Origin of the sequence: Dokdonella sp. (assembly GCF_035511235.1) — a bacterium.
GTDB lineage: Bacteria > Pseudomonadota > Gammaproteobacteria > Xanthomonadales > Rhodanobacteraceae > Dokdonella.
Genome location: NZ_DATKFQ010000033.1, coordinates 73618 through 95850, shown reverse-complemented (window position 1 = coordinate 95850; position 22233 = coordinate 73618). Strand labels below are relative to the sequence as shown.

Annotated in this window: 17 protein-coding genes; 2 read left to right on the top strand and 15 right to left on the bottom strand. The window is 70.7% G+C overall.

Annotated features, from left to right (window positions below; all coding sequences use genetic code 11):
- Positions 1 to 15: 15 nt before the first annotated feature.
- From VMR06_RS13510 to VMR06_RS13495, 4 genes are all read right to left on the bottom strand, one after another.
- Positions 16 to 432, bottom strand: a complete 417-nt coding sequence (locus tag VMR06_RS13510) for an SRPBCC family protein (RefSeq protein WP_325377128.1) — start codon at positions 430 to 432, stop codon at positions 16 to 18.
- Between the two features lie 199 nt (positions 433 to 631).
- The gene (locus VMR06_RS13505) at positions 632 to 2098 is read right to left on the bottom strand and encodes an OprO/OprP family phosphate-selective porin (protein ID WP_325377126.1); all 1467 of its coding nucleotides are present in this window, start codon (positions 2096 to 2098) and stop codon (positions 632 to 634) included.
- 28 nt (positions 2099 to 2126) lie between these two features.
- Positions 2127 to 3161, bottom strand: a complete 1035-nt coding sequence (locus VMR06_RS13500; protein ID WP_325377124.1) for an alpha/beta hydrolase — start codon at positions 3159 to 3161, stop codon at positions 2127 to 2129.
- Positions 3162 to 3228: 67 nt separating this feature from the next.
- Positions 3229 to 4554 carry a dicarboxylate/amino acid:cation symporter gene (locus VMR06_RS13495; protein ID WP_325377122.1) on the bottom strand — a complete coding sequence of 442 codons (1326 nt, stop codon included), beginning with the start codon at positions 4552 to 4554 and terminating at the stop codon, positions 3229 to 3231.
- Between the two features lie 265 nt (positions 4555 to 4819).
- Here VMR06_RS13495 and VMR06_RS13490 point away from each other — a divergent pair, with 265 nt between their 5' ends.
- Positions 4820 to 7462, top strand: coding sequence for a hybrid sensor histidine kinase/response regulator (locus VMR06_RS13490; RefSeq protein ID WP_414648139.1), 2643 nt, complete (start codon positions 4820 to 4822; stop codon positions 7460 to 7462).
- Positions 7463 to 7477: 15 nt separating this feature from the next.
- Here VMR06_RS13490 and VMR06_RS13485 read toward each other — a convergent pair whose 3' ends face one another.
- From VMR06_RS13485 to VMR06_RS13435, 11 genes are all read right to left on the bottom strand, one after another.
- Positions 7478 to 8116, bottom strand: a complete 639-nt coding sequence (locus VMR06_RS13485) for a response regulator transcription factor (protein WP_325377119.1) — start codon at positions 8114 to 8116, stop codon at positions 7478 to 7480.
- Positions 8117 to 8177: 61 nt separating this feature from the next.
- Positions 8178 to 8681, bottom strand: coding sequence for a GNAT family N-acetyltransferase (locus VMR06_RS13480; protein WP_325377117.1), 504 nt, complete (start codon positions 8679 to 8681; stop codon positions 8178 to 8180).
- 167 nt (positions 8682 to 8848) lie between these two features.
- Positions 8849 to 9118, bottom strand: coding sequence for a YbdD/YjiX family protein (locus VMR06_RS13475; RefSeq protein WP_414648135.1), 270 nt, complete (start codon positions 9116 to 9118; stop codon positions 8849 to 8851).
- Positions 9115 to 11178, bottom strand: coding sequence for a carbon starvation CstA family protein (locus VMR06_RS13470; protein ID WP_325377115.1), 2064 nt, complete (start codon positions 11176 to 11178; stop codon positions 9115 to 9117). The genes VMR06_RS13475 and VMR06_RS13470 overlap by 4 nt, the downstream gene beginning before the upstream one ends.
- A gap of 231 nt (positions 11179 to 11409) precedes the next feature.
- The gene (locus VMR06_RS13465; protein ID WP_325377113.1) at positions 11410 to 12429 is read right to left on the bottom strand and encodes a magnesium and cobalt transport protein CorA; all 1020 of its coding nucleotides are present in this window, start codon (positions 12427 to 12429) and stop codon (positions 11410 to 11412) included.
- Between the two features lie 52 nt (positions 12430 to 12481).
- Positions 12482 to 13753 carry a DUF4105 domain-containing protein gene (locus tag VMR06_RS13460; RefSeq protein WP_325377111.1) on the bottom strand — a complete coding sequence of 424 codons (1272 nt, stop codon included), beginning with the start codon at positions 13751 to 13753 and terminating at the stop codon, positions 12482 to 12484.
- Complete coding sequence (locus VMR06_RS13455; protein WP_325377108.1) at positions 13750 to 14595, bottom strand: HlyC/CorC family transporter; 846 nt, start codon at positions 14593 to 14595, stop codon at positions 13750 to 13752. The genes VMR06_RS13460 and VMR06_RS13455 overlap by 4 nt, the downstream gene beginning before the upstream one ends.
- Positions 14596 to 14730: 135 nt before the next feature.
- Positions 14731 to 16446, bottom strand: coding sequence for a M28 family metallopeptidase (locus tag VMR06_RS13450; protein WP_325377106.1), 1716 nt, complete (start codon positions 16444 to 16446; stop codon positions 14731 to 14733).
- Between the two features lie 87 nt (positions 16447 to 16533).
- On the bottom strand, positions 16534 to 17829 hold the full coding sequence (locus VMR06_RS13445) for a TCR/Tet family MFS transporter (RefSeq protein WP_325377104.1): 1296 nt from the start codon (positions 17827 to 17829) through the stop codon (positions 16534 to 16536).
- A 71-nt stretch (positions 17830 to 17900) separates the two neighbouring features.
- Positions 17901 to 18491 (bottom strand): GTP cyclohydrolase I FolE, encoded by a 591-nt coding sequence (gene folE / locus VMR06_RS13440; protein WP_325377102.1) that lies wholly within the window; start codon positions 18489 to 18491, stop codon positions 17901 to 17903.
- A gap of 10 nt (positions 18492 to 18501) precedes the next feature.
- Entirely contained in the window at positions 18502 to 20130 is a 1629-nt protein-coding gene (locus tag VMR06_RS13435) for a tetratricopeptide repeat protein (RefSeq protein ID WP_325377100.1), read from the bottom strand.
- Positions 20131 to 20303: 173 nt separating this feature from the next.
- On the opposite strand from VMR06_RS13435, the gene VMR06_RS13430 reads away from it, so the two are divergent.
- Positions 20304 to 22193: an MFS transporter gene (locus VMR06_RS13430; RefSeq protein WP_325377098.1), complete on the top strand. Its 1890-nt coding sequence runs from the start codon at positions 20304 to 20306 to the stop codon at positions 22191 to 22193.
- Positions 22194 to 22233: the final 40 nt, after the last annotated feature.

The following is a 22233-nucleotide window of genomic DNA, read 5'->3' as shown; positions in this document are numbered from 1 at the left end:
CGCCAGACGTGAGCTTCAGACGTTGAACAGCTTGCGCAGATTGTCCAGCCCGGCCTGGTAGATGCCCTGCATCGTCGCGACCGCGTCGTTCTCGGGCACGCCGGCCGGCACGAAATCGCCGGACCATTCGACTACGCAGCCGTCCTTGCCTTCTTCCTTGCGCACGCGGACCGTGGACTTGTAGTTGGCGACCGGCAGCGCGCCCTTCTCGATCGAGTAGGTGTAGACGTGATCGTTGTCGTCGAAGGACTCCATGCGCTCGACGAGGCTGGCGCCGCCGAGCAGCTGCAGGCGGCGGACGCGGCCGCCGTCGGCCAGTTCGCTCTTCTGCACGGCGGGGTGCCAGTCGGGCAGCGCATTGAATCCGCCGATCAGCTTCCAGACCTGATCGGCCGGTACCGGCAGCGGCGTGGACATCTTGACCTTGGCCATACGGGGTACTCCTGAAGAAGACAGCCGCTCCGGCCAACGGCCGGATCCGGCCTTGCGACGAGGCATCGCGCGAGCAGCCGCGCGAGCGACGATGTTGCCGCCGCAGCGGCGCCGGCAGTATACGCCAGCGCTTTTCGCGGCCTCGCTGCGCCGCAGCGCATCCGGGTGCGCCGCGACGCGCCGCGCCGGGCCGGCACCGTCAGAAGGCGACCTGCATGCGCGCACCGAGCGTATTGCCCGAATCGGGCCCCTGATAGTTGCCGACCCGGTTGTCGGTCTTCCAGTGCACGAGGTTGACCATCAGCCGCGACCAGTTGTTGAGGTACCAGTTGACGCCGAACGTCCAGGCTTCTCCTTCGCCGCCGCGCGCCGCGTCGGTGAAGTCGTACTTGTCGTAGCGGGCCGCCAGCTCGAATGCGCCGATGCCGCCTTCGCTGACCGGACGCAGCACCCGGGTCGTGCCCCAGACGCCCGAGCGGCTGCTGAAGCCGGGCTTCTCGCCGGTCAGCAGCCAGCCGACGTAGGCCGAGGTCGCCTTGTGGTCGATCGATCCGGCCGAGCTCGAATCGATCGTGCGCACCGTGTGCTCGGCGAAGGCCCAGAAGTTGCGATAGACGCCTCCCAGTTCCAGGCCGCCGGCGTGATTGCCGGTGACGTTGGCGATCGAGCTGGCCGAGACGCGGACCTGGCCGTTCCAGCCGAGCGCGATCGGGGAGGTCTTGTTGATGCTGGTGACGTCGTCGCCCAGTTCCTCGTGCCAGTACCAGCCGCCCAGATGCACGAAGCCGTCCTTGCCCTTGACGGGATTCCAATGCGCGCGGGCCAGGTAGGCGATCGTATCGCTGGCGTCGTCGGCGTTGCCGATGTCGTCTCCGGTCACCGACACGGTAGCGTGCCAGCTGTTGCCGAACAGCTTCATCGTCGTGCCGAGGCCGTAGTAGCCGCTCTGCATCGCGCCGACCGACGCGACCGCGTTGCGCTCCATGAACGGCGTGGACATGCTGCTGGTCGCGCCGTCGAGGCTGCGGTCCTTGAGCTTGTTGCCGAAGTAGAACTCGGCCGGCCGCCCGATCACGCGCGTGTCCCAGGACACGTAGGTATCCTTGAGCCGCACCGCATTGCCGGCGAAATCGGCGTCGATCTTGTAGCCGAGCGGACCGATCTGGCCCTCTGCGCCCAGGCGCCCGCTGGCCAGGTCGGTGCCGGTGATGTTGCGCGGTCCGAACGAGGAGCCGTGCGTGCTGGTGAAGTCCACCAGCACCCGTCCGCGCGGATGGAACGTGAAGCGACCGTCCCCACTGCGCAGCTCCGGCCCGCCGCGGCGCCAGCTGATGGTGCCGTCGCCGCCACCGCCCTTGGCTGCCAGCTGGGCGACCTGCGCCTGCAGGATCGCCAGATCGTCCTGGCGCGTATCGGCGATCGCCGCGGCAACCTGCGCCCGGGCCGGATCGGTGGGCGGATCGGCCGCCTCGGCGGCGGCGTTCTCCAGCGCCGCCAGACGCGCGCCGAGCGCCTGGATCTGTGCGGCCTGCTGCTCGATCAGCGCGCTCTGCTGGCGCAGCAGGCTGCGCAGCTCGGCGTCCTGCGTATCGGCGGCTGCGGCGATGCCGCTGCCGAGACCCAGGACGACGGCCGCTGCGAGGGCGGTACGGGACAAGCGGTTCATGCGGATATCTCCGAATCGATGGGCGCGCTCAGTCGCCGGTTTCGTCCAGTGCATCGTCGCTGGCGGCCGGCGGCGCCGGAGCGGGCGTCGCGGCGGTTCCGGGCAGCGGCGTCAGCCGTTGCGGCGGCGCGCCCAGGAAGCCGTGGCTGCGGCTCCAGTTCGCGAACAGGCGCGGCCACTGCCCTACCAGGCTGCCCGGCTCGCCGAGTCCCCAGCTGTGCCCACCTTTTTCGAACAGGTGCATTTCCACCGGTACGCGGGCGGCGCGCGCGGCCTGGTACATCGCCACGCTGTGGCCGACGTCGACGGTGGCGTCGTCGACGGCCTGGGCCAGGAAGACCGGCGGCATGCCGGCATGGACATGCGACTCCACCGAGTAGGCCGTGACCGCATCGGCCTGGCTGTCCAGCTCCCGGCGCGAGCGCGTGGTGTCGAGCGGCGGCTTCATCGAGATCACCGGATAGATCAGGCCCAGATAGTCCGGCCGCGCCGAGGCGGCATCGGCGGCATCGACCGCCGGGTAAAGCGCCTCGTCGTAGCGGGTGCCGAGGATGCCGGCCAGATGGGCGCCGGCCGAGAAGCCGATCACGCCGACCTTGGCCGGGTCCACGCCCCATTCGGCGGCATGCGCGCGCACCAGGCGGACGGCGCGCTGGCCGTCCTGGAACGGCGAGACCGCACTCCAGCCGTCGGCCGGCAGGCGGTAGTAGACGACCGCCGCGGTGACGCCGAGCGATTGCAGCCATTGCGCGGTGGGCCGCGCGGCACCGCCGATCTGGATGCGGAAATAGCCGCCGCCGCCGAAGATCACCACCGCATTGCCGTTGGGACGCTGCGGACGGTAGATCTCCAGGCGCGGTTCGGACACGTTCGACACCGCGCCGCGCGCGCTGCCGTCCCGGCCGATCCGTTCGGGGCCCTGGGTCGCCGCCGGCCAATGCCCCACCGGCCACAGCGGCACGGTCAGCGGCGCTTCGTCCGTCGCCGGGGCGGCACCGGCCGCGCCGGCCAGCGCCAGCAGCCAGCCGAGTCTCAGGCGCGGGCGTAGGTGGGGTTCTCGCATGGTGCCTCCCTGGTCCGCGTGCTCGCGGGTCGTGTGGCGGCCGCCCTGCATCGGGGCGGCCGAAGCTTCATCGGGGTTCGACGGCGGTGGCCAGCGCGGGCTCGCGCGCCGCGCCGTTCAGGGCGGCATCGAGCCTGGTCCGATCGAGTGCGCCTTCCCAGTGCGAGACCACGACGGTGGCGACCGCGTTGCCGACGAAGTTGGTCAGCGACCGGCACTCGCTCATGAAGCGGTCGACGCCGAGGATCAGCGCCATGCCGGCCACCGGCACCTCCGGCACCACCGCCAGCGTCGCCGCCAGCGTGACGAAGCCTGCCCCGGTGACGCCGGCGGCGCCCTTGGAACTGAGCATCGCGACCAGCAGCAGGGCGATCTGGTGGCCCAGGCTCAGCTCGGTATTGGTGGCCTGCGCGATGAACAGGGCGGCCAGGGTCATGTAGATGTTGGTGCCGTCGAGATTGAACGAGTAGCCGGTCGGCACGACCAGGCCGACCACCGGCTTGGCGCAGCCGGCCTTCTCCATCTTGTCCATCAGCGAGGGCAGGGCCGATTCGGACGAGGAGGTGCCGAGCACCAGAAGCAGCTCGGCGCGCAGATAGCGCATCAGTTTGAACACCGAGAAGCCGCAGGCGCGCGCGACCGCGCCGAGGATCACCACGACGAACAGCAGCGCGGTCAGATAGAACGAGCCGACCAGCCAGGCGAGATTGACCAGTACCGCCAGACCGTATTTGCCGATCGTGAAGGCGATTGCGCCGAGCGCACCGATCGGCGCGGCCCGCATCAGGATGTGGACCAGGCGGAACACCGGCGCGGTCAAGGCTTCCAGGAAGACCAGCACCGGCCGGCCGCGTTCGCCGGTCAGCGCCAGCGAGATGCCGAACAGCACCGCGACGAACAGCACCTGCAGGATGTTGTCGCCGACCAGCGGGCTGACCAGGGTCTTGGGAATGACGTCCAGCAGGAAGCCGGTGAGGCTCAGCTCGTGCGAGCGCTGCACGTAGTCCTCGACGGCGCCCGGATCGAGCGCGGCCGGATCGACGTTCATGCCGGCGCCCGGCTGCACCACGTGCGCGACGATCATGCCCACCACCAGGGCCAGGGTCGAGAAGAACAGGAAGTACGCCATCGCCTTGGCGAATACGCGCCCGACCGTGCGCAGATGGGTCATGCCGGCGATGCCGGTGACGATGGTCAGGAAGATCACCGGCGCGATGATCATCTTGACCAGCTTGATGAAGGCGTCGCCGAGCGGCTTGAGCGATTCGGCGAAGGCGGGTGCGAAATGCCCGAGCACGGCGCCGAGTACGATGGCCAGGATCACCTGCGCGTACAGCTGGCGATACCACGGCACGCGCACGGGCGGCGCGGCGGGGGACGGTGTGATCTGCATCGGATGCTCCGAGGGGACGGTGTGTTGTACCGCCGCTGCGCCGTGTTGCCGATAACCTATTGGTACTAGGCCGCGGTCGCGTAGCCGCGGCGAGGCGATGGTGGTGCCGATCGCGCGCCGGGTCGGCGGCCACCATCGCATCGCGGCGTCGATCGCGCGGCGCCGCGGTGCGAACCGGCCGAAGGCGATCGCAGGATCGCGACGATGCGGCACGGCGGCCCCGGGGCGAGGCCGTACGGCGGCCTGCTAGACTCGACCGGCCATGCTGGTGCCGCGCAGCCAACGCTTCACTCTCGTGTTCCTGGTGCTCGCTGCGGTCGGCATGGCGCTGGCGATGTGGGCCGCCTACCGGTTCGCCGAACGTCGCGTGCTGCAGGAGGAGTCCGATCAGATCGAACGCCAGCTCGGGCTCTATGCCGAAGGCCTGCAGCAGCGTATCGACCGCTTCCGCACGCTGCCGCAGGTGCTCGCGCTCGATCCGGAACTGCGCACGGCGCTGGACGGTCCGCTCGGGCCGGCCGAGGTCGAGCGCCTCAATCGGAAGCTCGAGCGCGCCAACAGCGTGACGCGCGCCTCCACGCTGACGCTGATCGACCGGCACGGCACCGCGCTGGCCGCGAGCAACTGGCGCGAGCCGACCAGCAACGTCGGCGAGGACTACAGCTTCCGGCCCTATGTGCAGCAGGCGCTGGCTTCCGGTACCGGTCACTTCTATGGCATCGGCTGGACCACCGGCCAGCCCGGCTATTTCCTGTCGCAGGCGATCCTCGACGAGCAGGCTGCAGCGGTCGGCATCGTCGTCATCAAGATCGAGCTCGACGCGCTCGAGCGCGAATGGCTGCAGACGCCGGACATCGTCCTGGTCAGCGATGCGCAGGGCGTGATCTTTCTCGCCAGTCGCGACGAATGGCGCTATCGCACGCTGGCGCCGCTCGACGAAGCCGACCGGCGAGAGCTGGCCGCGACGCGACAATATGCAGGCCGCGATCTGGCGCCGCTCGCGGTCGAAGCGCCGGTGCGGGCCGACCAACCGCTGCGCCCGATGCGCGTGGTGACGCCGCGGCTGCCGCAGCCGGTGCTGTGGCGCACGACGGTGCTGCCCGAGAGCGGCTGGCGCCTGCACCTGCTGCACGATGCGTCGGCCGGCGCGCGCGCCGGCCGCGGTGCCGCGCTGGCGGCCGGCGCCCTCTGGCTGGCGCTGCTGTTCCTGGCGCTGTTCGTGCAGCAGCGCCGCCGTCTGGCGGCGCTGCGCCGTCGCAGCCGCGAAGAGCTCGAGGCGGTGCTCAGGCAGCACGCCGAGGAACTGCGCACCGCGCAGGACGGCATCCTCGCCGCCGCCCGTCAGGCCGACCGCGGGCTGGCCAGGAGCCTGGAGCACCTGCCGCAGGGCGTGGTGGTGATCGACGCCGAGCTGCGCGTGACGGCCTGGAACTCGCGCTACGTGGAGCTGTTCTCGATGCCGCCGGATCTAGTGCGCGTGGGTCGCCCGATCGAAGACCTGTTCCGCTACAACGCACGCCGCGGCCTGCTCGGTCCGGGGCCGGTGGAAGAAGCGATCGAGCGCCGGCTCCATCATCTGCGCAGTGGCAAGCCACATATGCGCGAGAGCGAGAAGGAGGACGGCACGGTGCTGGAGATCCGCGGCAATCCGCTGCCCGACGGCGGCTTCGTCACCAGCTACACCGACATCACCAGCTACAAGAACGCCGCGCGCGAGCTGCGCTCGCTGGCCGATGCGCTCGAGCACCGCATCGAGGAGCGCACGCGCGATCTGGCCCAGGCCAAGCGCGAGGCCGAGGAGGCCAACCGCTACAAGACGCGCTTCGTCGCGTCCGCGGTGCACGACCTGCTGCAGCCGCTCAATGCCGCGAGGATGTTCCTGTCGGCGCTGAGGGGACGCCTCGAGGATGCGCCTGCGCGGCAGATCGCCGACCACGTCGACCATGCGCTGACCGCGCAGGACGAGATCCTCAACAGCCTGCTCGACATCGCGCGGCTCGAGGCCGGCACCTTGCAGACCCAGGTGCGCGACTTCCGGCTGGCGCCGCTGCTCGAAGCGCTCGGCCGCGAGTTCGGCATCCTCGCCGCCGGGCGCGGACTCGTGCTGCATACGGTCGGCGCCGATCCGGTCGTGCGCAGCGACGAGACGTTGCTGCGCCGGATCGTCCAGAACTTCCTCTCCAACGCGGTCCGCTACACGCCGCGCGGACGCATCGTGCTCGGCTGCCGGCGCGCGGGCGCCGATGTACGCATCGAGGTGCACGATCAGGGGCCGGGCATTCCCGAGAGCCTGCAGGCGCAGATATTCGAAGAGTTCCGCCGGCTCGACGACGGTGGCGCCAACGACCGCGGCGCCGGACTGGGGCTGGCGATCGTCGACCGCATCGGCCGTCTGCTCGGCCATCGCATCGACCTGCGCTCGCGGCTCGGACGCGGCAGCGTGTTCTCGGTCAGCGTCCCGCGCGGCGACGCCCGCGCGGTGCGCGGCGAAGTCGCCGCCGCGGTCGAAGCCGGCGACGACGCCTCGCCGCTGCACGGTGCGCGCGTGTGGTGCATCGACGACGATCCGCGCGTATGCGAGGCGACGCGCATGCTGCTGCAGCGCTGGCGCTGCCGGGTCGAGCTGGCCGGCGGCCCGCACGAGGCGCGGGCGGCGTGTGCGGCCGGGGCCGCGCCGGCGCTCGTGCTGCTCGACGTGCGCATGGGCGAAACCGATGGCCCTACGCTCTACACGCAGCTGTGCGCAGGCTGGGGGCAGTCGCCGCCGCTGGTGCTGATCACCGCCGAGCGCGATCCGGCGCTGCGCGCGCAGGCGCACGAGCGCGGCTGGGGTTTTCTGCACAAGCCGGTCAGGCCGCCGGCGCTGCGCGCGCTGATGACGCAGCTGATCATGCGTCACGCCGGCTGAGGTCGTCCGCGCCGGCTAGGCGGTCGCTTCGGGCTCCAGTGCGCGCACCAGTACCGCCGCCTGGGTGCGGCTGTGGCAGTCGAGCTTCTTGAGGATCGCGGTCACATGCACCTTGACGGTGTTCTCGGCGAGGCCGAGCCGGTAAGCGATCTGCTTGTTGAGCAGGCCGTCGGCCAGGCACAGCAGCACGCGGAACTGCTGCGGCGTGAGCTGGGCCAGACGCTGCGCGAGGGCGCTGTCGGAGGCCGAGCGCTCGGCCGTCAATGCCGGAAACCAGTGGCCGCCATCGAGCACGTCGGCGACTGCGCGGGCGACGATATCGGCCGGTGCGGACTTGGGCACGAAGCCGGCGGCGCCGAACTGCTGCGCACGGCGGATCACGCGCGGATGCTCGTTGGACGAGATCACCAGCACCGGCACCTGCGGGTGCTCGCCGCGCAGGTGCAGCAGCTCCGAGAAGCCGTGCGCGCCAGGCATCGTCAGATCCAGCACCACCAGGTCCGGGTCCGGATGCGCCTGCAGCGCCTGTTCGAGCGCGGCGGCACTGGCCGCCTCGACCATGCGCGCCTGCGGCTGCGCGTCGCGCAGTGCCTGCAGCACGGCGGCGCGGAACAGCGGATGGTCGTCGGCGATCAGGATCGTCGGAGCGCTCATGCGGCACAGTCTGCCACCGGCCAGGGCCGGCTGCCGCGGCGATGCAGCATCGGCAACGCCGTCAGCGCTGCAGCATGCGCTGCCAGAAGCCGACGTCGATCCAGCGCCCGAACTTGCGGCCGACCTCGGCGTGGTGCGCGACCTTGACGAAGCTGCAGCGTTCGTGGAACGCGACGCTTGCCGGATTCGGCAGGGCGATGCAGCCGAGCGCGACGTGGTAGCCGCGGTCGGCCAGTTCGCCGAGCAGGGCCTCGTAGAGCGGCACGCCGATGCCGCCGCGCTGCGCATCGGCGGCGACGTAGATCGTCGTCTCGACGGTCGGATCGTAGGCGGCGCGGCTGCGCCAGCGCGCCGCGTAGGCGTAGCCGGCGATGCGGCCGCCGGCATCGGCCACCCACCACGGATAGCCGGCGCCCTGCACCTGCGCGATGCGCTCGGCCATCTGCGCCGGCGCGACCGGCACGTCCTCGAACGTGACGATCGTGTCGCGCACGTGCGGGTTGTAGATCGCGCAGATCGCGTCTGCGTCGGCGGGCGCGACGTGGCGCAGCGTGACCGCACTCATGCGCGACGCCGGGTGCAGCGGACGGCACGGCCCGCGTCAACGCCGCGGCAGGCGGCGCCGGGGATTCGGGAACGATGCAAAGGAAAGCGGTTCATCGGTGCACGCGATCGGGGTGGCGCGCAGTATCGGCGTCGACGCCTGCGCCGGCAAACCGGCGTGCGGCGTGTTCAGCAGCAGCGGCCGCCGCCGCCCTTGTAGCGCGCCTCGAGGCGCTCGTTGAAGAACTCCGCGTAGGTCGGAATCGGCCGGTCCGGATGGTAGGCGCGCAGATGCGCGACATAGGTGCCGTAGTCCGGGATGCCGATGATCTGGCGCGCGATGCGAACCGCGTGCTGCCACAGCCGGCTCAGCGTGCCGCCGCTGCCGCCGTCGGCGGCCGTGGCGGCTTCGCCGGCCCCTTCCGTTGCGGAAGGGGCCTTGGCCGCGTCGCGGTTCATCGCGCGACCGAAGCCAGCGCGACGTACGGCGTCTCCTGCGCGGTCGGCACCGAGACGCGTCGGGCCTTGAGCGCGGCACGGATGCCGAACACGACGACGACGACGACGATCGTCATGAACGTCGCGGCGAGCCCCGCGTTGACGTAGTCGTTGAAGACGATGCGGTTCATGTCATCGAGCGACTTGGCCGGCGCCAGCACCTGGCCCTGCGCGAGGGCGTCGGCGTACTTGCGCGCATGGGCGAGGAAGCCGATGCGCACGTCGCCGTGGAACACCTTCTGGAAGCCTGCGGTCAGCGTGCAGATCAGCAGCCAGACGGTCGGCACCAGCGGCACCCAGACGTACTGATCGCGCTTCATCTTGATCAGGCACACGCAGCACAGCGTCAGCGCGATCGCCGCGAGCATCTGGTTGGCGATGCCGAACAGCGGCCACAGCGTGTTGATGCCGCCGAGCGGATCGACCACGCCCTGATAGAGGAAGTAGCCCCAGCAGGCCACGCACAGCGCGGTCGCGATCAGATTGCCGGTCCACGACTCGGTGTGCTTGAGCGACGGCACGGCGAGGCCGGCCAGGTCCTGGATCATGAAGCGGCCGGCGCGCGTGCCGGCGTCGACCGTGGTCAGGATGAACAACGCCTCGAACAGGATCGCGTAGTGGTACCAGAACGCCATCATGCCTTCGCCGGAGATCACGCTGTGCAGGATGTGCGCCATGCCGACCGCCAGCGTCGGCGCGCCGCCGGCACGCGACAGGATCGATCCTTCGCCGATGTCCTGCGCGGTCTGCGTGAGGACGTCCGGCGTGATCACGAAGCCGAGGTTGCTGATCGCCTGCGCGGCCGACTCGACCGTGGTGCCGATCAGCGCCGCCGGCGCGTTCATCGCGAAGTAGATGCCCGGATCGAGCACGCAGGCGGCGATCAGCGCCATGATCGCGACGAAGGCCTCCATCAGCATGCCGCCGTAGCCGATCAGGCGCGCTTCCTTCTCGTTGGCGAGCAGCTTGGGCGTGGTGCCCGAGGAGATCAGCGAATGCCAGCCCGACACGGCGCCGCAGGCGATCGTGATGAACAGGAACGGGAACAGGCCGCCGGCGAAGACCGGGCCGGTGCCGTCGACGAACTTGGTCAGCGCCGGCATGCGCAACTCCGGCGCGGCGATCAGGATGCCGATCGCCAGCAGCACGACGGTGCCGATCTTGAGGAAGGTCGACAGATAGTCGCGCGGTGCCAGCAGCAGCCAGACCGGGATCACCGAGGCGAGGAAGCCGTAGCCGATCAGCATCCAGGCCAGCTGGCGGCCGTTGAAGTGGAACGCCTCGGACCAGGCCGGGTTGTGCGAGACGACGCCACCGAGCCAGATCGACAGCAGCAACAGGACCAGGCCGATGATCGACACCTCCATGACGCGGCCCGGACGCAGGTAGCGCAGGTACACGCCCATGAACAGCGCGATCGGGATCGTCATCGCGACCGTGAACGTGCCCCAGGGGCTTTCGGCCAGGGCCTTGACGACGACCAGCGCGAGCACCGCGAGGATGATGAACATGATCATCGTCACGCCGATCATCGCGACCACGCCGGCGCCCGGGCCGAGCTCGGCGCGCGCCATGTCGCCGAGCGACTTGCCGTCGCGGCGCGACGAGAAGAACAGCACCATGAAGTCCTGCACGGCGCCGGCGAAGATCACGCCGACCAGGATCCACAGCGTGCCCGGCAGATAGCCCATCTGCGCGGCCAGCACCGGGCCGACCAGCGGGCCGGCGCCGGCGATCGCGGCGAAGTGGTGACCGAAGACGACGTACTTGTCGGTCGGGACGTAATCCAGTCCGTCGTTGCGCAGCACTGCCGGCGTCGCGCGCGTGGGATCGAGCTGCAGCACCTTGTCGGCGATGAATTTGCTGTAGAAGCGGTACGCGATGAACAGGATCGACACCGCGGCGGTCACCAGCCAGACCGCGTTGATCGTCTCGCCGCGTTGCAGGGCGACGGTGCCCAGGCAGAACGCGCCGAGGACGGCCAAGGCCAGCCATCCCAACTTGCTAAACACCGAAGTCATACCGCCTCCACCCTGCGGGAACGGGAACCGCGAAAGGGTGTTCCCGCAGCGCACCACGGTCAAGCCGCAGTGCATTAGCCTTTGGTCGTATGGACCACTCGAAATTGTGCGACGCAACGACGCTCGGCGAAGGCCGCAGATGTCGACGTGCTCTCGCTGCGTCGCTGCGATGCATATCGCGCCGCGTCGATGCCGCTCTCGCGACGGCCTCCTCCGGCCACCCTCGACACCTCAGAGCCAGCGCGCGCGCCGCAGCAGCACGAACAGGCCGCCGCAGATCGAGGCGGTCAGCACGATCATCGCCGGGTAGCCCCAGGCCTTGTCGAGCTCGGGCATCTGGTGGAAGTTCATGCCGTACCAGCTGGTCATCAGCGTCGGCGCGGCCAGCAGCGCGGCCCAGCCGGCGAGGCGCTTGACGACCTCGTTCTGCGCGGCGCCGACCACGGCGGTGTTGATGCTGATCGCGGCCGAGAGCATCTCGCGCATCGTGTCGATCGACTCGTTGATGCGCGTGGCGTGGTCGGACACGTCGCGGAAGTACGGCCGCACCTCGTCGCGGATCAGCCCCGGGTACAGGCGCACCAGCTGGTTGAGCACGTCCTGCAACGGCGCGACCGCCAGGCGCAGCGAGACCAGCTCCTTCTTGAGCTCGTACAGGCTGCGGATCGTCTGCCGCTTGAACGTGTCCTGGAAGATGTCCTCCTCCAGATCCTGCAGCTGCTCGCGGAAGTTGCGCACGATCGGCAGGATGTTGTCGACGATGAAGTCCAGGACCGAATACAGGCCGTAGCTGGGTCCGAACGCGAGCAGGTCCGGCGTCTGTTCGCAGCCGCGCCGGGCCGGCGCGTACGACAGCGAGGCGCCGTGGCGGATCGTCACGATGTAGTTGCGGCCGAGGAAGACGTGCGTCTCGCCGAACTCGATCCGGCTGGCGACGAACTGCGCGGTCTGCGCGACGATGAACAGCGAGTCGCCGTAGCTCTCGATCTTCGGACGCTGGTGCGCGTTCTTGGCGTCCTCGATCGCCAGGTCGTGCAGGCCGAACTCCTCCTGCAGCTTGTCGAGCAGCGGCGCGTCCGGCTCGTGCAGGCCGACCCAGACGAACTGGTCGGGCCGTGCCAGCACGTCGCTGATCTCGTCGATCGTGATGTCGCCGATGCGGCGTCCCTGGTTGGAGTACGCCACGCAGTTGACGACCATCGGCGTCGGCGCGGAACACGCCGGCGCGGCGGATGCGGGAGCTTCGGCCATGGGCGCGATCATGCCGCGTCCAGGGCGGCGCTCGCAATGCGCGGCGGCGCGTTCAGCGCGCCGGGCGCGGCTGGCGCCAGAGCGTCACTGCGAGCGCCAGGTGGATCGGCACGATCAGCGCGATCCAGTGCACGTTGGCCTGCACGAACCACGGCAGCACCTTCGAGAACACCGCGAAGCCGGCCGCCGCCAGCACCAGGCCGGCCAGCCAGCGTGCCGTGCGCGACGGGCGCCAGTCGGCACGCAGCGCGCGCCACCAGGTCGGCAGCAGCGCCAGGCACAGCGGATCGAGCAGCAGCAGGTTCTCGTTGCGCCAGGCCGCGCGGTGTTCGGTGAACCCCCACAGGAGGACCAGGACCGCACCGGCGAGGCCGGCCGCCAGCGAGAACACGAGCGCGGCCAGCGAGAAGCCGATCCGCGCGGCGCGGCGGTGGCGCGCGCGACCGAGCAGCCACAGCGCTGCGGCGATGCCGAGGCCGGCCATCAGGAAAGGCCAGCGCAGGTCGCGCGGAATATCCGGCGGCGCCTCGATGCGGTTCTCGGCCAGGGTCACCGGCGCGGCGGCCAGCGGCCGGGTACCGCCGTGGCCGTCCGGCACGCGCGCCTCGCCGACCACGCGCTGCAGCGCCATCGGCACGAAGCTCTCCTGCCACAGGTCCAGGCGCTGGTCGGCGAACGGCCCGAGGCCGAGGTCGACCACGTGCATCAGCCACGGATCCGGCGCGAGCAGGCGTACCGCATTCATGCGGTACGTGTACCCGCGCGAGCGGCCGCGCGACTGCTCGCGCAGCGCGCCTCCGAGCACGCGATCGAGCGCGTCGCGCAGGCGCGTGGAGCAGTTGGAGACGAAGTAGTCGTAGCGGTAGGCGGCGTTGGCCGGGCGCACGTTCCATTCGAGGAAGTCGCGCAGCTCGGCACGCTGGCGCGGCGTCAGGTCCAGCGGCTGCTCGACCGCGCTGCGGCCCTCGGCGACGTAGCCGGGCAGGTCCTCGTCGAATGGCCAGGCGCCGACGTGGTAGGTCATGCGGCCGCGCAAGAAATTCCAGAAGAAGTCGTCTTCGGCGAAGTCGAACAGGCCGTAGTTGTAGACGGTGGCCTCGCCGCTCGCCAGATCGCGCACCAGCAGCGTGTTGTGGCCGAAGCGCTCCCAGTACAGCGAACCAGGTCCGTAGGTGACCAGGCTGATCCGCAGCGAGTCGCCGGGCTCGGCGTCCGCCGCCTGCGCGGCGGCGGTGCCGGTCCATAGGCACAGCAGGCAGGCCAGCCAGGCGAGCAGGCCGGTGCCGCGCGTGGCGCGCATGCGCGCCGACGCGGTCCGGCTCACGCCGCGTGCATCCGCACGGCGAACTGCTGCACGCGCCGCGCGTCGCCCTTCATGACCTGGAAGTGGAAGCCGCCGAGGTCGGCCTCGTCGCCCGGCTGCGGCAGGTGGCCGACGGTCGCGGCGATCATGCCGCCGACGGTATCGTATTCCTCGTCGTTGAACTCGCTGCCGAAGCGCTCGTTGAACGCGGCGATCGGGGTCTGCGCGTCGACCAGGAAGGTGCCGTCGGGCGATACGCGGATCAGGGTCTGACGGTCGTCGTCGTCGTCGTGCTCGTCGTCGATGTCGCCGACGATCTGCTCGAGCACGTCCTCGATCGTGACGATGCCGGCCACGCCGCCGTACTCGTCGACGACGATCGCCATGTGATGGCGCGACAGGCGGAATTCCTTGAGCAGGATGTTCAGGCGCTTGGACTCGGGGATCAGGATCACCGAGCGCAGCAGCGGACGGATGTCGCGCGGCGCGTCGCTGGACTGGCTGAAGCAGCGCAGCAGATCCTTGGCGAGCAGGATGCCGAGAATCTCGTCACGGTCGTCGCCGTGCACCGGAAAACGCGAGTGTCCCGATTCGATGACGGTCTGCACGATCTCGGCGAGCGGGTCGTCGACCGCGATCGAGACCATCTGCGCACGCGGCACCATCACGTCGCCCACCTTGATGTCGGTGACCTCGATCGCGCCCTCGATCATCGCCAGCGTGTCGTTGGAGATCAGTCCCGTGGACTGGGCGTGGCGGAGCTCGTCGATCAGCTCTTCGCGGCTGCGCAGCTCGCCGCTGAAAGCCTGAAAGATGCGACCGAACCAGGTTCGGGGCGGTCTACTCGGAGGATCCTCGCTCATTCTCGACGGGTTCGGCGCCTCGGGGGCGGAACGGCGGAGTGTAGCAAACTCATGCGGCCGTCATCCCCGGCCGCCCCGATACCGGGGCGGCGCCGCGACGGGCCCGGCCGGATGCGCCGGCCGGGCCAGGAGGCGTCACTGCGGGCGGCGGAAGTCGGCGCCGGGTTTCCACTGCGGGAACGTCGACTCGCCGGCCAGGCGGCGTCCGACCGCGTAGAGCAGGTCCAGATCCTCGATCGTGCCGCGCAGGTCCCAGTTCGGGTCGAACTCGTCGGCCGGCTTGTGGTAGCGGTGCGTGTTGTAGTCGGCCTCGGCCCTGGCGCCGGCCTCGGTGCCGCCTTCGACCAGATCCTCGCCGCCGGCCGCGTACAGCGCCGGTACGCCGCCGCGCGCGAAGTTGACGTGGTCGGAGCGGAAGAAGAAGCCCTTCTCGGGCGAGGCGTCGGGCGTGATCGTGCGGTTCTGCGCCTCGGCCGCCGCGGTCACGTACGCGTCGAGCTCGGACTGGCCCAGGCCGATCACCGAGACGTCCTTGCTGCGCCCGATCACCGGCAGTGCGTCGATGTTGATGTTGGCGACGGTCTTGGCCAGCGGATAGGCCGGATGGGCGGCGTAGTAGGCCGAGCCGAGCAGGCCCGATTCCTCGAGCGTGACCGCCAGGAACAGGATCGACCGTTCCGGCGCCGGCTGCTGGTGCTTGAAGGCTTCGGCGATCTCGAGCAGGGCGGCCACGCCGGTCGCGTTGTCGACCGCGCCGTTGTAGATCTGATCGCCCTGCAGGTGCTCGTCCTTGCCGAGGTGGTCCCAGTGGGCCGTGTAGACGATGACCTCGTCGGCGCGCGTCGTGCCGGGCAGCAGCGCCAGCACGTTCTCCGAGGTCGAGCGGGTCACGGTATTGGTGAAGCGCGTCGACAGCTTCGCGCCGAGCGCGACCGGCTTGAAACCGCGCACGTCGGCCGACTTCTTGAGCGCGTCGAAGTCCTGCCCGGCCGTCGCGAACAGCCGGCGCGCGGCGTCGCTGGTCAGCCAGCCGGCGGCCTTCAGGCGCGGCGCCGGATCCTCGCTGGCCGGCAGGCTTTGCTGCGGACCGCTCCAGCCGGCCTGCACGACGCCCCACGGATAGCCGGCGCCGGCATCCTCGTGGACGATCAGCGCGGCAGCCGCGCCCTTGCGCGCGGCCTCCTCGAACTTGTAGGTCCAGCGCCCGTAGTAGGTCAGCGCGCGGCCCTTGAACAGCTCCGCATCCTGCGAGCCCCAGCCCGGATCGTTGACGAGCACGATGATCGTCTTGCCCTTGACGTCGATGCCGTCGAAATCGTTCCACTGCTGGTCCGGCGCGTCGACGCCGTAGCCGAGGAACAGCACGTCGCTGTCCTCGAGCTCGACCTCGAGGCTGCCGTCGAGCGTGCCGAGCACCATGTCGGTGCCGAACGCGAAGCGCGCCTCGCCGCCGCTGCCCTTGACGTCGAGCGCGACCTGGTCGGCGTCGACCATCGTGGTTTCGACCATCGGCACGGTCTGGAACCAGCTGCCGGCGTTGCCGGGCTTGAGGCCGATCTGCTCGAACTGGTCCTTGAGATAGGCGGTCGTCAGGCGTTCGCCGACGGTGCCCGGCTTGCGGCCTTCGAACTGGTCCGAGGCCAGCTTCTGCACGCGCGCCGCGAAGTCCTCGGCGGTGATCGCCGGGCTCCAGGCGCCCTCAGCGGTGGGCACCACCGGTGCGGGGGCCGGCGCGGCGGCCGCCGGTGCCGGCGGCGGCGCCTCGGCGGCGGGAGCGGGTTCGCGCTGGCAGGCGGTCAAGCCGAGCGCGACCAGGCCGGCGATGGCGCTGGCGGTGAGCAATGGGCGCATGGGGGGCCTCCGTGGTGAAAGGCCCGATTCTACCGGTCCGGCGCGCCGTGTCCGGTGCAGACCCGTGCCGCCGCGCCGGATCGCGGCTCAGCCCGGCGGACCGGGCTCGGCGGCCGGCAGCGGTGCCGGCGGCGCGGACGCCGGCGAAACGCGCGCGAACCGCGCGGTGACGCGCCAGCCCAGCAGCAGCGCCGCGGCGAGCAGAGCCGCCGACAGCAGGAACGCCGCGCCGGGCAGATGCAGGCCGGCCTGCGGACCGATGAACGCGGCGAACACCTGCGTGAACAGGAACGGCCCGAAGATCGTCGCCAGGCCCGCCATCGCGCTGATCGCGCCCTGCAGCCGGCCCTGTTCGCCGGGATCGACCTGCTGGGTCAGGATCGCCTGCGCCGGCGGTCCGCCGAGACCGGCCAGCGCCAGCAGCGGAATGCCGGCCAGGAACAGCAGCGGCGTCGCGCCGAGACCGAACATGACGAAGCCGGCGATGCCGAACGACAGGCCGGTCAGCATCAGCCGGCGCTCGCCGAAACGGCGCACCAGCCGGCCGACGAGGCCGGCCTGGACGATGCCGCTGCACAGGCCGACCAGGGCCAGCGTGTAGCCGACCTCCTGCGGACCCCACTGGAAGCGGTAGTCGGCGAACAGCACGAAGGTCGAGTTCAGCGAGAACTGCGCGAACTGGGTCAGGAACACGACCACGATCAGACCGAGCGCGTGCGGATAGCGGCGCAGCAGGCGCAGCGCGCCGAGCGGATTGGCGCCCTTGAGGTCGAAGCGCGCGCTGCGCCGCTCCGGCGGCAGCGACTCGGGCAGGATCAGCCAGCCGTACACGAAGTTGGCCAGCGCCAGGCCGCCGGCGACCCAGAACGGCAGCCGCGGCGAGATGCTGCCGAGGAAGCCGCCGAGCGCCGGGCCGATCACGAAGCCGATGCCGAACGCCGCGCCGAGCAGGCCGAACGCGGCGGCGCGCTTCTCCTTCGGCGTCACGTCGGCGATGTAGGCGTTGGCGGTCGTGAAGCTGGCCGCGGTGATGCCCGAGACGATGCGGCCGATGAGCAGCACCGGCAGCGTCTGCGCGAGCGCCATCACGATGAAGTCCAGGCCGAGGCCGAGGTTCGACAGCAAGATCACCGGGCGCCGCCCGAACCGGTCCGACAGCGCGCCCTGCACCGGCGAGAACACGAACTGCATCAGCCCGAACAGCGCGCCGAACAGGCCGCTCCACTGCGTCGCGACCGCGATGTCGCCGCCGACCATCGCCTGCACCAGATGCGGCAGCACCGGGATGATCAGGCCGAACGCGAGCATGTCGAGCACGACCGTGACGAAGATGAAGATCACCGCGGCGCGACGCACGGGGACCACGGTGTCGGGGCTGTTCACGGGGCGGTCCGGTCGGCTCGTCGGGGCGCCGCAGCGGCGGCGCGCGCGGATTGTACGCGAGCGCTACGCGCTCAGCGGCGGCCGTGGCCGTCGATGAAGCGCAGGAACTCGGCGCGCGTGCGCGCGTCCTCGCGGAAGCCGCCGAGCATCTGGCTGGTGATCATCGACACGCCGCGCTTGTGCACGCCGCGCGTGGTCATGCACTGGTGGGTGGCGTCGATGACGACGCCGACGCCGCGCGGACGCAGCACGTCCTCGATGCAGTGGGCGATCTGTGCGGTCAGCTTCTCCTGGACCTGGAAGCGCCGCGCGAAGCCGTCGACGACGCGCGCCAGCTTGCTGATGCCCACGACCTTGTCGGTCGGCAGGTAGCCGATGTGGGCGCGGCCGATGATCGGCGCCATGTGGTGTTCGCAATACGACTCGAACTCGATGTCGCGCAGCACGATCATCTCGTCGTAGCCGGCGACCTCCTCGAAGGTCCGGCGCAGGTAGTCGGCCGGATCGACCGCGTAGCCGGAGAACCAGTCGGCGTAGGCTTCGACGACGCGCTTGGGCGTATCGAGCAGGCCTTCGCGCGCCGGATCCTCGCCGGCCCAGCGCAGCAGGGTGCGCACGGCCTCCTCGGCCTGCTCGCGGGTCACGCCGCGCTCGCCGCTCATCGGCCCGGCCTCACGGCGCCGCGACGGCAGGCGTCGGCCGTTCCGGCTTGAACAGCGGGTGCTGGCTCGGCCATGGCAGCTCGGGCAGCTGCTTGGCCTTGAAGCGGTCGTAGAACTCGCGGTACAGCGCCTGGCGCGTCGTGTCGCGGCTGCTGACCGCGCCGAACAGCGCAGCGGCCTGGGTTTCCTCGGCCTCCTTCCACTTGCCGTTGGCGGCCAGCGCCAGCGCATAGGCCTCGGCGACCTCGCCGGCGCTGCTGATCCGGTACAGCTTCTCGGCATCGGCCAGCGCCTTGCGCCGCTGTTCGGCGGTCGCACCGCGGCAGGTGCTGGCGGCGCGCACCGACAGCTGGATCACGAAACCGTAGTCGGGCCGGCCGGCGAGCACCTGGTTCATGTCGCGCAGCCCGTCGGCGCAGCGGCCGGCGGCGGCCTCGGCGGCGAGCAGCTGCGCCCAGCCTTCGCCGTCGTTGGGATGCAGCTCGGTCAGCGCGCGGAACTGCGCGATCGCATCGCCCGGGCGGCCGGTGCGCATCAGCAGCTGGCCGAGCCGCAGGCGGGCCTCGGACTGCGACGGATCGGCCGCGATCGCCTTCTGGAACGCGGTCTGCGCGCCGACGTCGTCGACCGCCATCTCCTGGATCGCGCCCTGGGTCAGCAGCAGCAGCGGGTCGTCCGGCTGTGCGCTAAGCGCCTGGGCGATGCGCTGGCGCGCCGCGTCGACCCGGCCCTCGGCCGCGTCGATGCGCGCGCGCATCGCGATCGCGCCGGCGTCGCCGGGCTTGCGTCCCAACGCCGCGTCGGCGCTCTCGCGTGCCGCCGCATAGCGGCCGGTCGAGACGAAGAACACCGCCGAGCTCATGTCCAGCGCGAACGGCTCGACCGCTTCCAGGCCCGGTCCGCCGAACAGGCCCTGCGCCAGCGGGTCGTTGAGCCGGACCGGCACGTCGCCGGCCTTGGCGCGCGCCTCGGCGGCCGCGGCGGCGTTGCCGGCGCCCTGGTAGGCCTCGGCCAGCGAGCGGTACAGCCGCGTCGCCGGCGGATCGAGCTTGAGCGCCTGCCGGTACTGCGTCACCGCCTCGGCGTAGCGCTTCTGGCGCAGCGCGATGTCGCCGAGCAGCGCGTACGGCAGCGGCTGATCGGTGTGCTTGGCGACGTGGTCGGCGAGCAGCTTGCGCGCGCCGTCGAGGTCGCCGGCCTGGATCTGCAGGCCGGCCAGCGCGGCGCGCAGCGGCAGATAGTCCGGCGCGATCGCCAGCGCGCGCTGGAACTGCGTCTTGGCGGTCGCGCCGTCGCCGCGCGCGTGCGCGACCAGGCCCTGCGCGTAGATCCAGCGCGGATCATCGGGCACCAGCTGCTCGGCGTTCCACAGCGCGGTCAGCGCCGGATCGTACAGGCCCACGCGCGTATAGGCCGAGGCGAGCACCGCATAGGCCTGCGCCAGCGGCTCTCCGGCCAGCTCGCCGCGCGTGCGGTCGAAGCTGGCGCGCGTCTCGCGCAGCCAGGCCGCCTGCCCGGGCGGCAGTCGCGACAGGTCGGGACTGGCGACCGTGCGCAAGACCGGCTGAGCGGACGAGGGCGGGCTGCCGGCGGCCAGGACCGCGGCGAGAACGAGCAGGGGGGCGAGTCGGAGACGCATGGAATCGGGATGCCGCGAGGCGGCCGCAGCGGCCGCGGGAGTCCGCCAGTCTACCTGCCGGGGCCGCCGGCGGCGACCGCGCGGCGCTCGGCCTTCACCGCGCGCGGCGCGGTCGCTCCCCGTCGGCGCATCCTGCTAGATTGCGCCGCCGACCCCCTGCTCCGGATCCCGCGATGGCGAGCCACAGCCAGTTCAGTCTCCTGCGCGAGCGACGCTTCCTGCCGTTCTTCGTGACCCAGAGCCTGGGCGCGTTCAACGACAACGTCTATCGCAATGCGATGCTGATGCTGATCGTCTACCAGCTGGGCCTGTCGACCGAGCAGGGTGCGTTGTACGCGAACCTGGCGCCGGCGCTGTTCATCCTGCCGTATTTCCTGTTCTCGGCCACCGCCGGCCAGATCGCCGAGAAATACGAGAAGGCCGCGCTGATCCGCGTCACCACGACGATGGAGATCGTCATCATGTCGATCGCGGCGGCCGGCTTCGTCGTCAAGAGCCCGGCGATCCTGCTCGGCGCGCTGTTCCTGACCGGCCTGCAGTCGACGCTGTTCGGGCCGGTCAAGTACTCGATCCTGCCGCAGGCGCTCAAGCCGGAGGAACTGACCGGCGGCAACGGCCTGGTCGAGATGGGCACGTCGATCTCGATCCTGCTCGGCATGATCGTCGGCACCAGCCTGATGCGGATCGGCACGATCGGACCGGTCGTCGCGGCGGTCGCGGTGGTGACGCTGGCGATCAGCGGCTATCTGGTCAGCCGGTCGATTCCGCGCGCGCCGGCGGCCGCGCCGGACCTCCGGATCAGCTGGATTCCGATCGCCGAGTCGCTCGGCGTCATGCGCCTGGTGCGCAAGCAGCGCGCGGTGCGCAATGCGGTACTCGGCATTTCCTGGTTCTGGTTCATGGGCACCGCGCTGACCGCACAGCTGCCGAACTACGCGCAGCTGTATCTGGGCGGTGCCGAGAACCTGTACCTGCTGGCGCTGGCGCTGTTCTCGGTCGGCACGGGCCTCGGCTCGCTGGCCTGCGAGAAGCTGTCGGCGCGCACGGTCGAGATCGGCCTGGTGCCGCTCGGCGCGCTCGGCATGACCGCGTTCTGCATCGACCTGTACTTCGCGCGGCCCGGCGAGGCGGCTGCGGCCGGCCTCAGCGTCGCCCAGTTCGTCGACCAGCCCGGCAGCTGGCGCATCATGCTCGACCTCGCCCTGGTCGGCGTGTTCGCCGGCTTCTACGTCGTGCCGCTGTTCGCGCTGATCCAGAGCCGCACGCCGAAGGACGAGCTGTCGCGTGTGATCGCCGGGCTCAACATCCAGAACGCGGTGTTCATCGTCGCCGCGGCCGTGCTCGGCATCGTCGCCCAGCAGGTGCTCGGCTTCTCGATTCCCGAGGTGTTCCTCGCGGTCGGCGTGCTGACCGCGATCGTCACCGCGATCATCTTCTCGATCGTGCCCGAGTTCTTCATGCGCTTCCTGAGCTGGGCGCTGACGCGCCTGCTCTATCGCGTGGAACTGCACGGCATCGAGGCGAACGTGCCCGACGAGGGGCCGGCGCTGCTGGTCTGCAACCACGTCAGCTACATGGACGCGCTGCTGATCGCCGGCCAGGTGCCGCGGCCGATCCGCTTCGTGATGGACCACCGCATCTTCTCGATCCCGGTGCTGAGCTGGATTTTCCGCACCGCCAAGGCGATTCCGATCGCCGGCGCGCGCGAGGATCCGGTGCTGTTGGAACGCGCGTTCGAGGCGATCGACCAGGCGCTGGCCGACGGCGAGCTCGTCGCGATCTTCCCGGAGGGCGCGCTGACCCGCGACGGCGAGATCGCACCGTTCAGGAGCGGCGTCGAACGGATCCTCGCGCGGCGAGCGGTGCCGGTGGTGCCGATGGCGCTGCGCGGCATGTGGTCGAGCATGTGGAGCCGGCGCGATTCGCGCCTGGGCCGGCTGCGCCTGCCGCGCCGGTTCCGCGCGCGCGTCGAGCTGGCCGCCGCGCCGCCGCTGGCCGCCGCCGAGGCGAGCGCGGCGACGCTGGAGGCGGCGGTGCGCGCATTGCGCGGCCCGCGAGCCTGATCGCCGCGGCGCGTTCGCCGCGCCCTCGCACCGACCCGCC

Bases quoted from the DNA above. Each gene is read 5' to 3' on its own strand.
- VMR06_RS13510 (WP_325377128.1), bottom strand. From the start codon at position 432: ATGGCCAAGGTCAAGATGTCCACGCCGCTGCCGGTACCGGCCGATCAG.
- VMR06_RS13505 (WP_325377126.1), bottom strand. From the start codon at position 2,098: ATGAACCGCTTGTCCCGTACCGCCCTCGCAGCGGCCGTCGTCCTGGGT.
- VMR06_RS13500 (WP_325377124.1), bottom strand. From the start codon at position 3,161: ATGCGAGAACCCCACCTACGCCCGCGCCTGAGACTCGGCTGGCTGCTG.
- VMR06_RS13495 (WP_325377122.1), bottom strand. From the start codon at position 4,554: ATGCAGATCACACCGTCCCCCGCCGCGCCGCCCGTGCGCGTGCCGTGG.
- VMR06_RS13485 (WP_325377119.1), bottom strand. From the start codon at position 8,116: ATGAGCGCTCCGACGATCCTGATCGCCGACGACCATCCGCTGTTCCGC.
- VMR06_RS13480 (WP_325377117.1), bottom strand. From the start codon at position 8,681: ATGAGTGCGGTCACGCTGCGCCACGTCGCGCCCGCCGACGCAGACGCG.
- VMR06_RS13475 (WP_414648135.1), bottom strand. From the start codon at position 9,118: ATGAACCGCGACGCGGCCAAGGCCCCTTCCGCAACGGAAGGGGCCGGC.
- VMR06_RS13470 (WP_325377115.1), bottom strand. From the start codon at position 11,178: ATGACTTCGGTGTTTAGCAAGTTGGGATGGCTGGCCTTGGCCGTCCTC.
- VMR06_RS13465 (WP_325377113.1), bottom strand. From the start codon at position 12,429: ATGGCCGAAGCTCCCGCATCCGCCGCGCCGGCGTGTTCCGCGCCGACG.
- VMR06_RS13455 (WP_325377108.1), bottom strand. From the start codon at position 14,595: ATGAGCGAGGATCCTCCGAGTAGACCGCCCCGAACCTGGTTCGGTCGC.
- VMR06_RS13450 (WP_325377106.1), bottom strand. From the start codon at position 16,446: ATGCGCCCATTGCTCACCGCCAGCGCCATCGCCGGCCTGGTCGCGCTC.
- folE (WP_325377102.1), bottom strand. From the start codon at position 18,491: ATGAGCGGCGAGCGCGGCGTGACCCGCGAGCAGGCCGAGGAGGCCGTG.
- VMR06_RS13435 (WP_325377100.1), bottom strand. From the start codon at position 20,130: ATGCGTCTCCGACTCGCCCCCCTGCTCGTTCTCGCCGCGGTCCTGGCC.
- VMR06_RS13430 (WP_325377098.1), top strand. From the start codon at position 20,304: ATGGCGAGCCACAGCCAGTTCAGTCTCCTGCGCGAGCGACGCTTCCTG.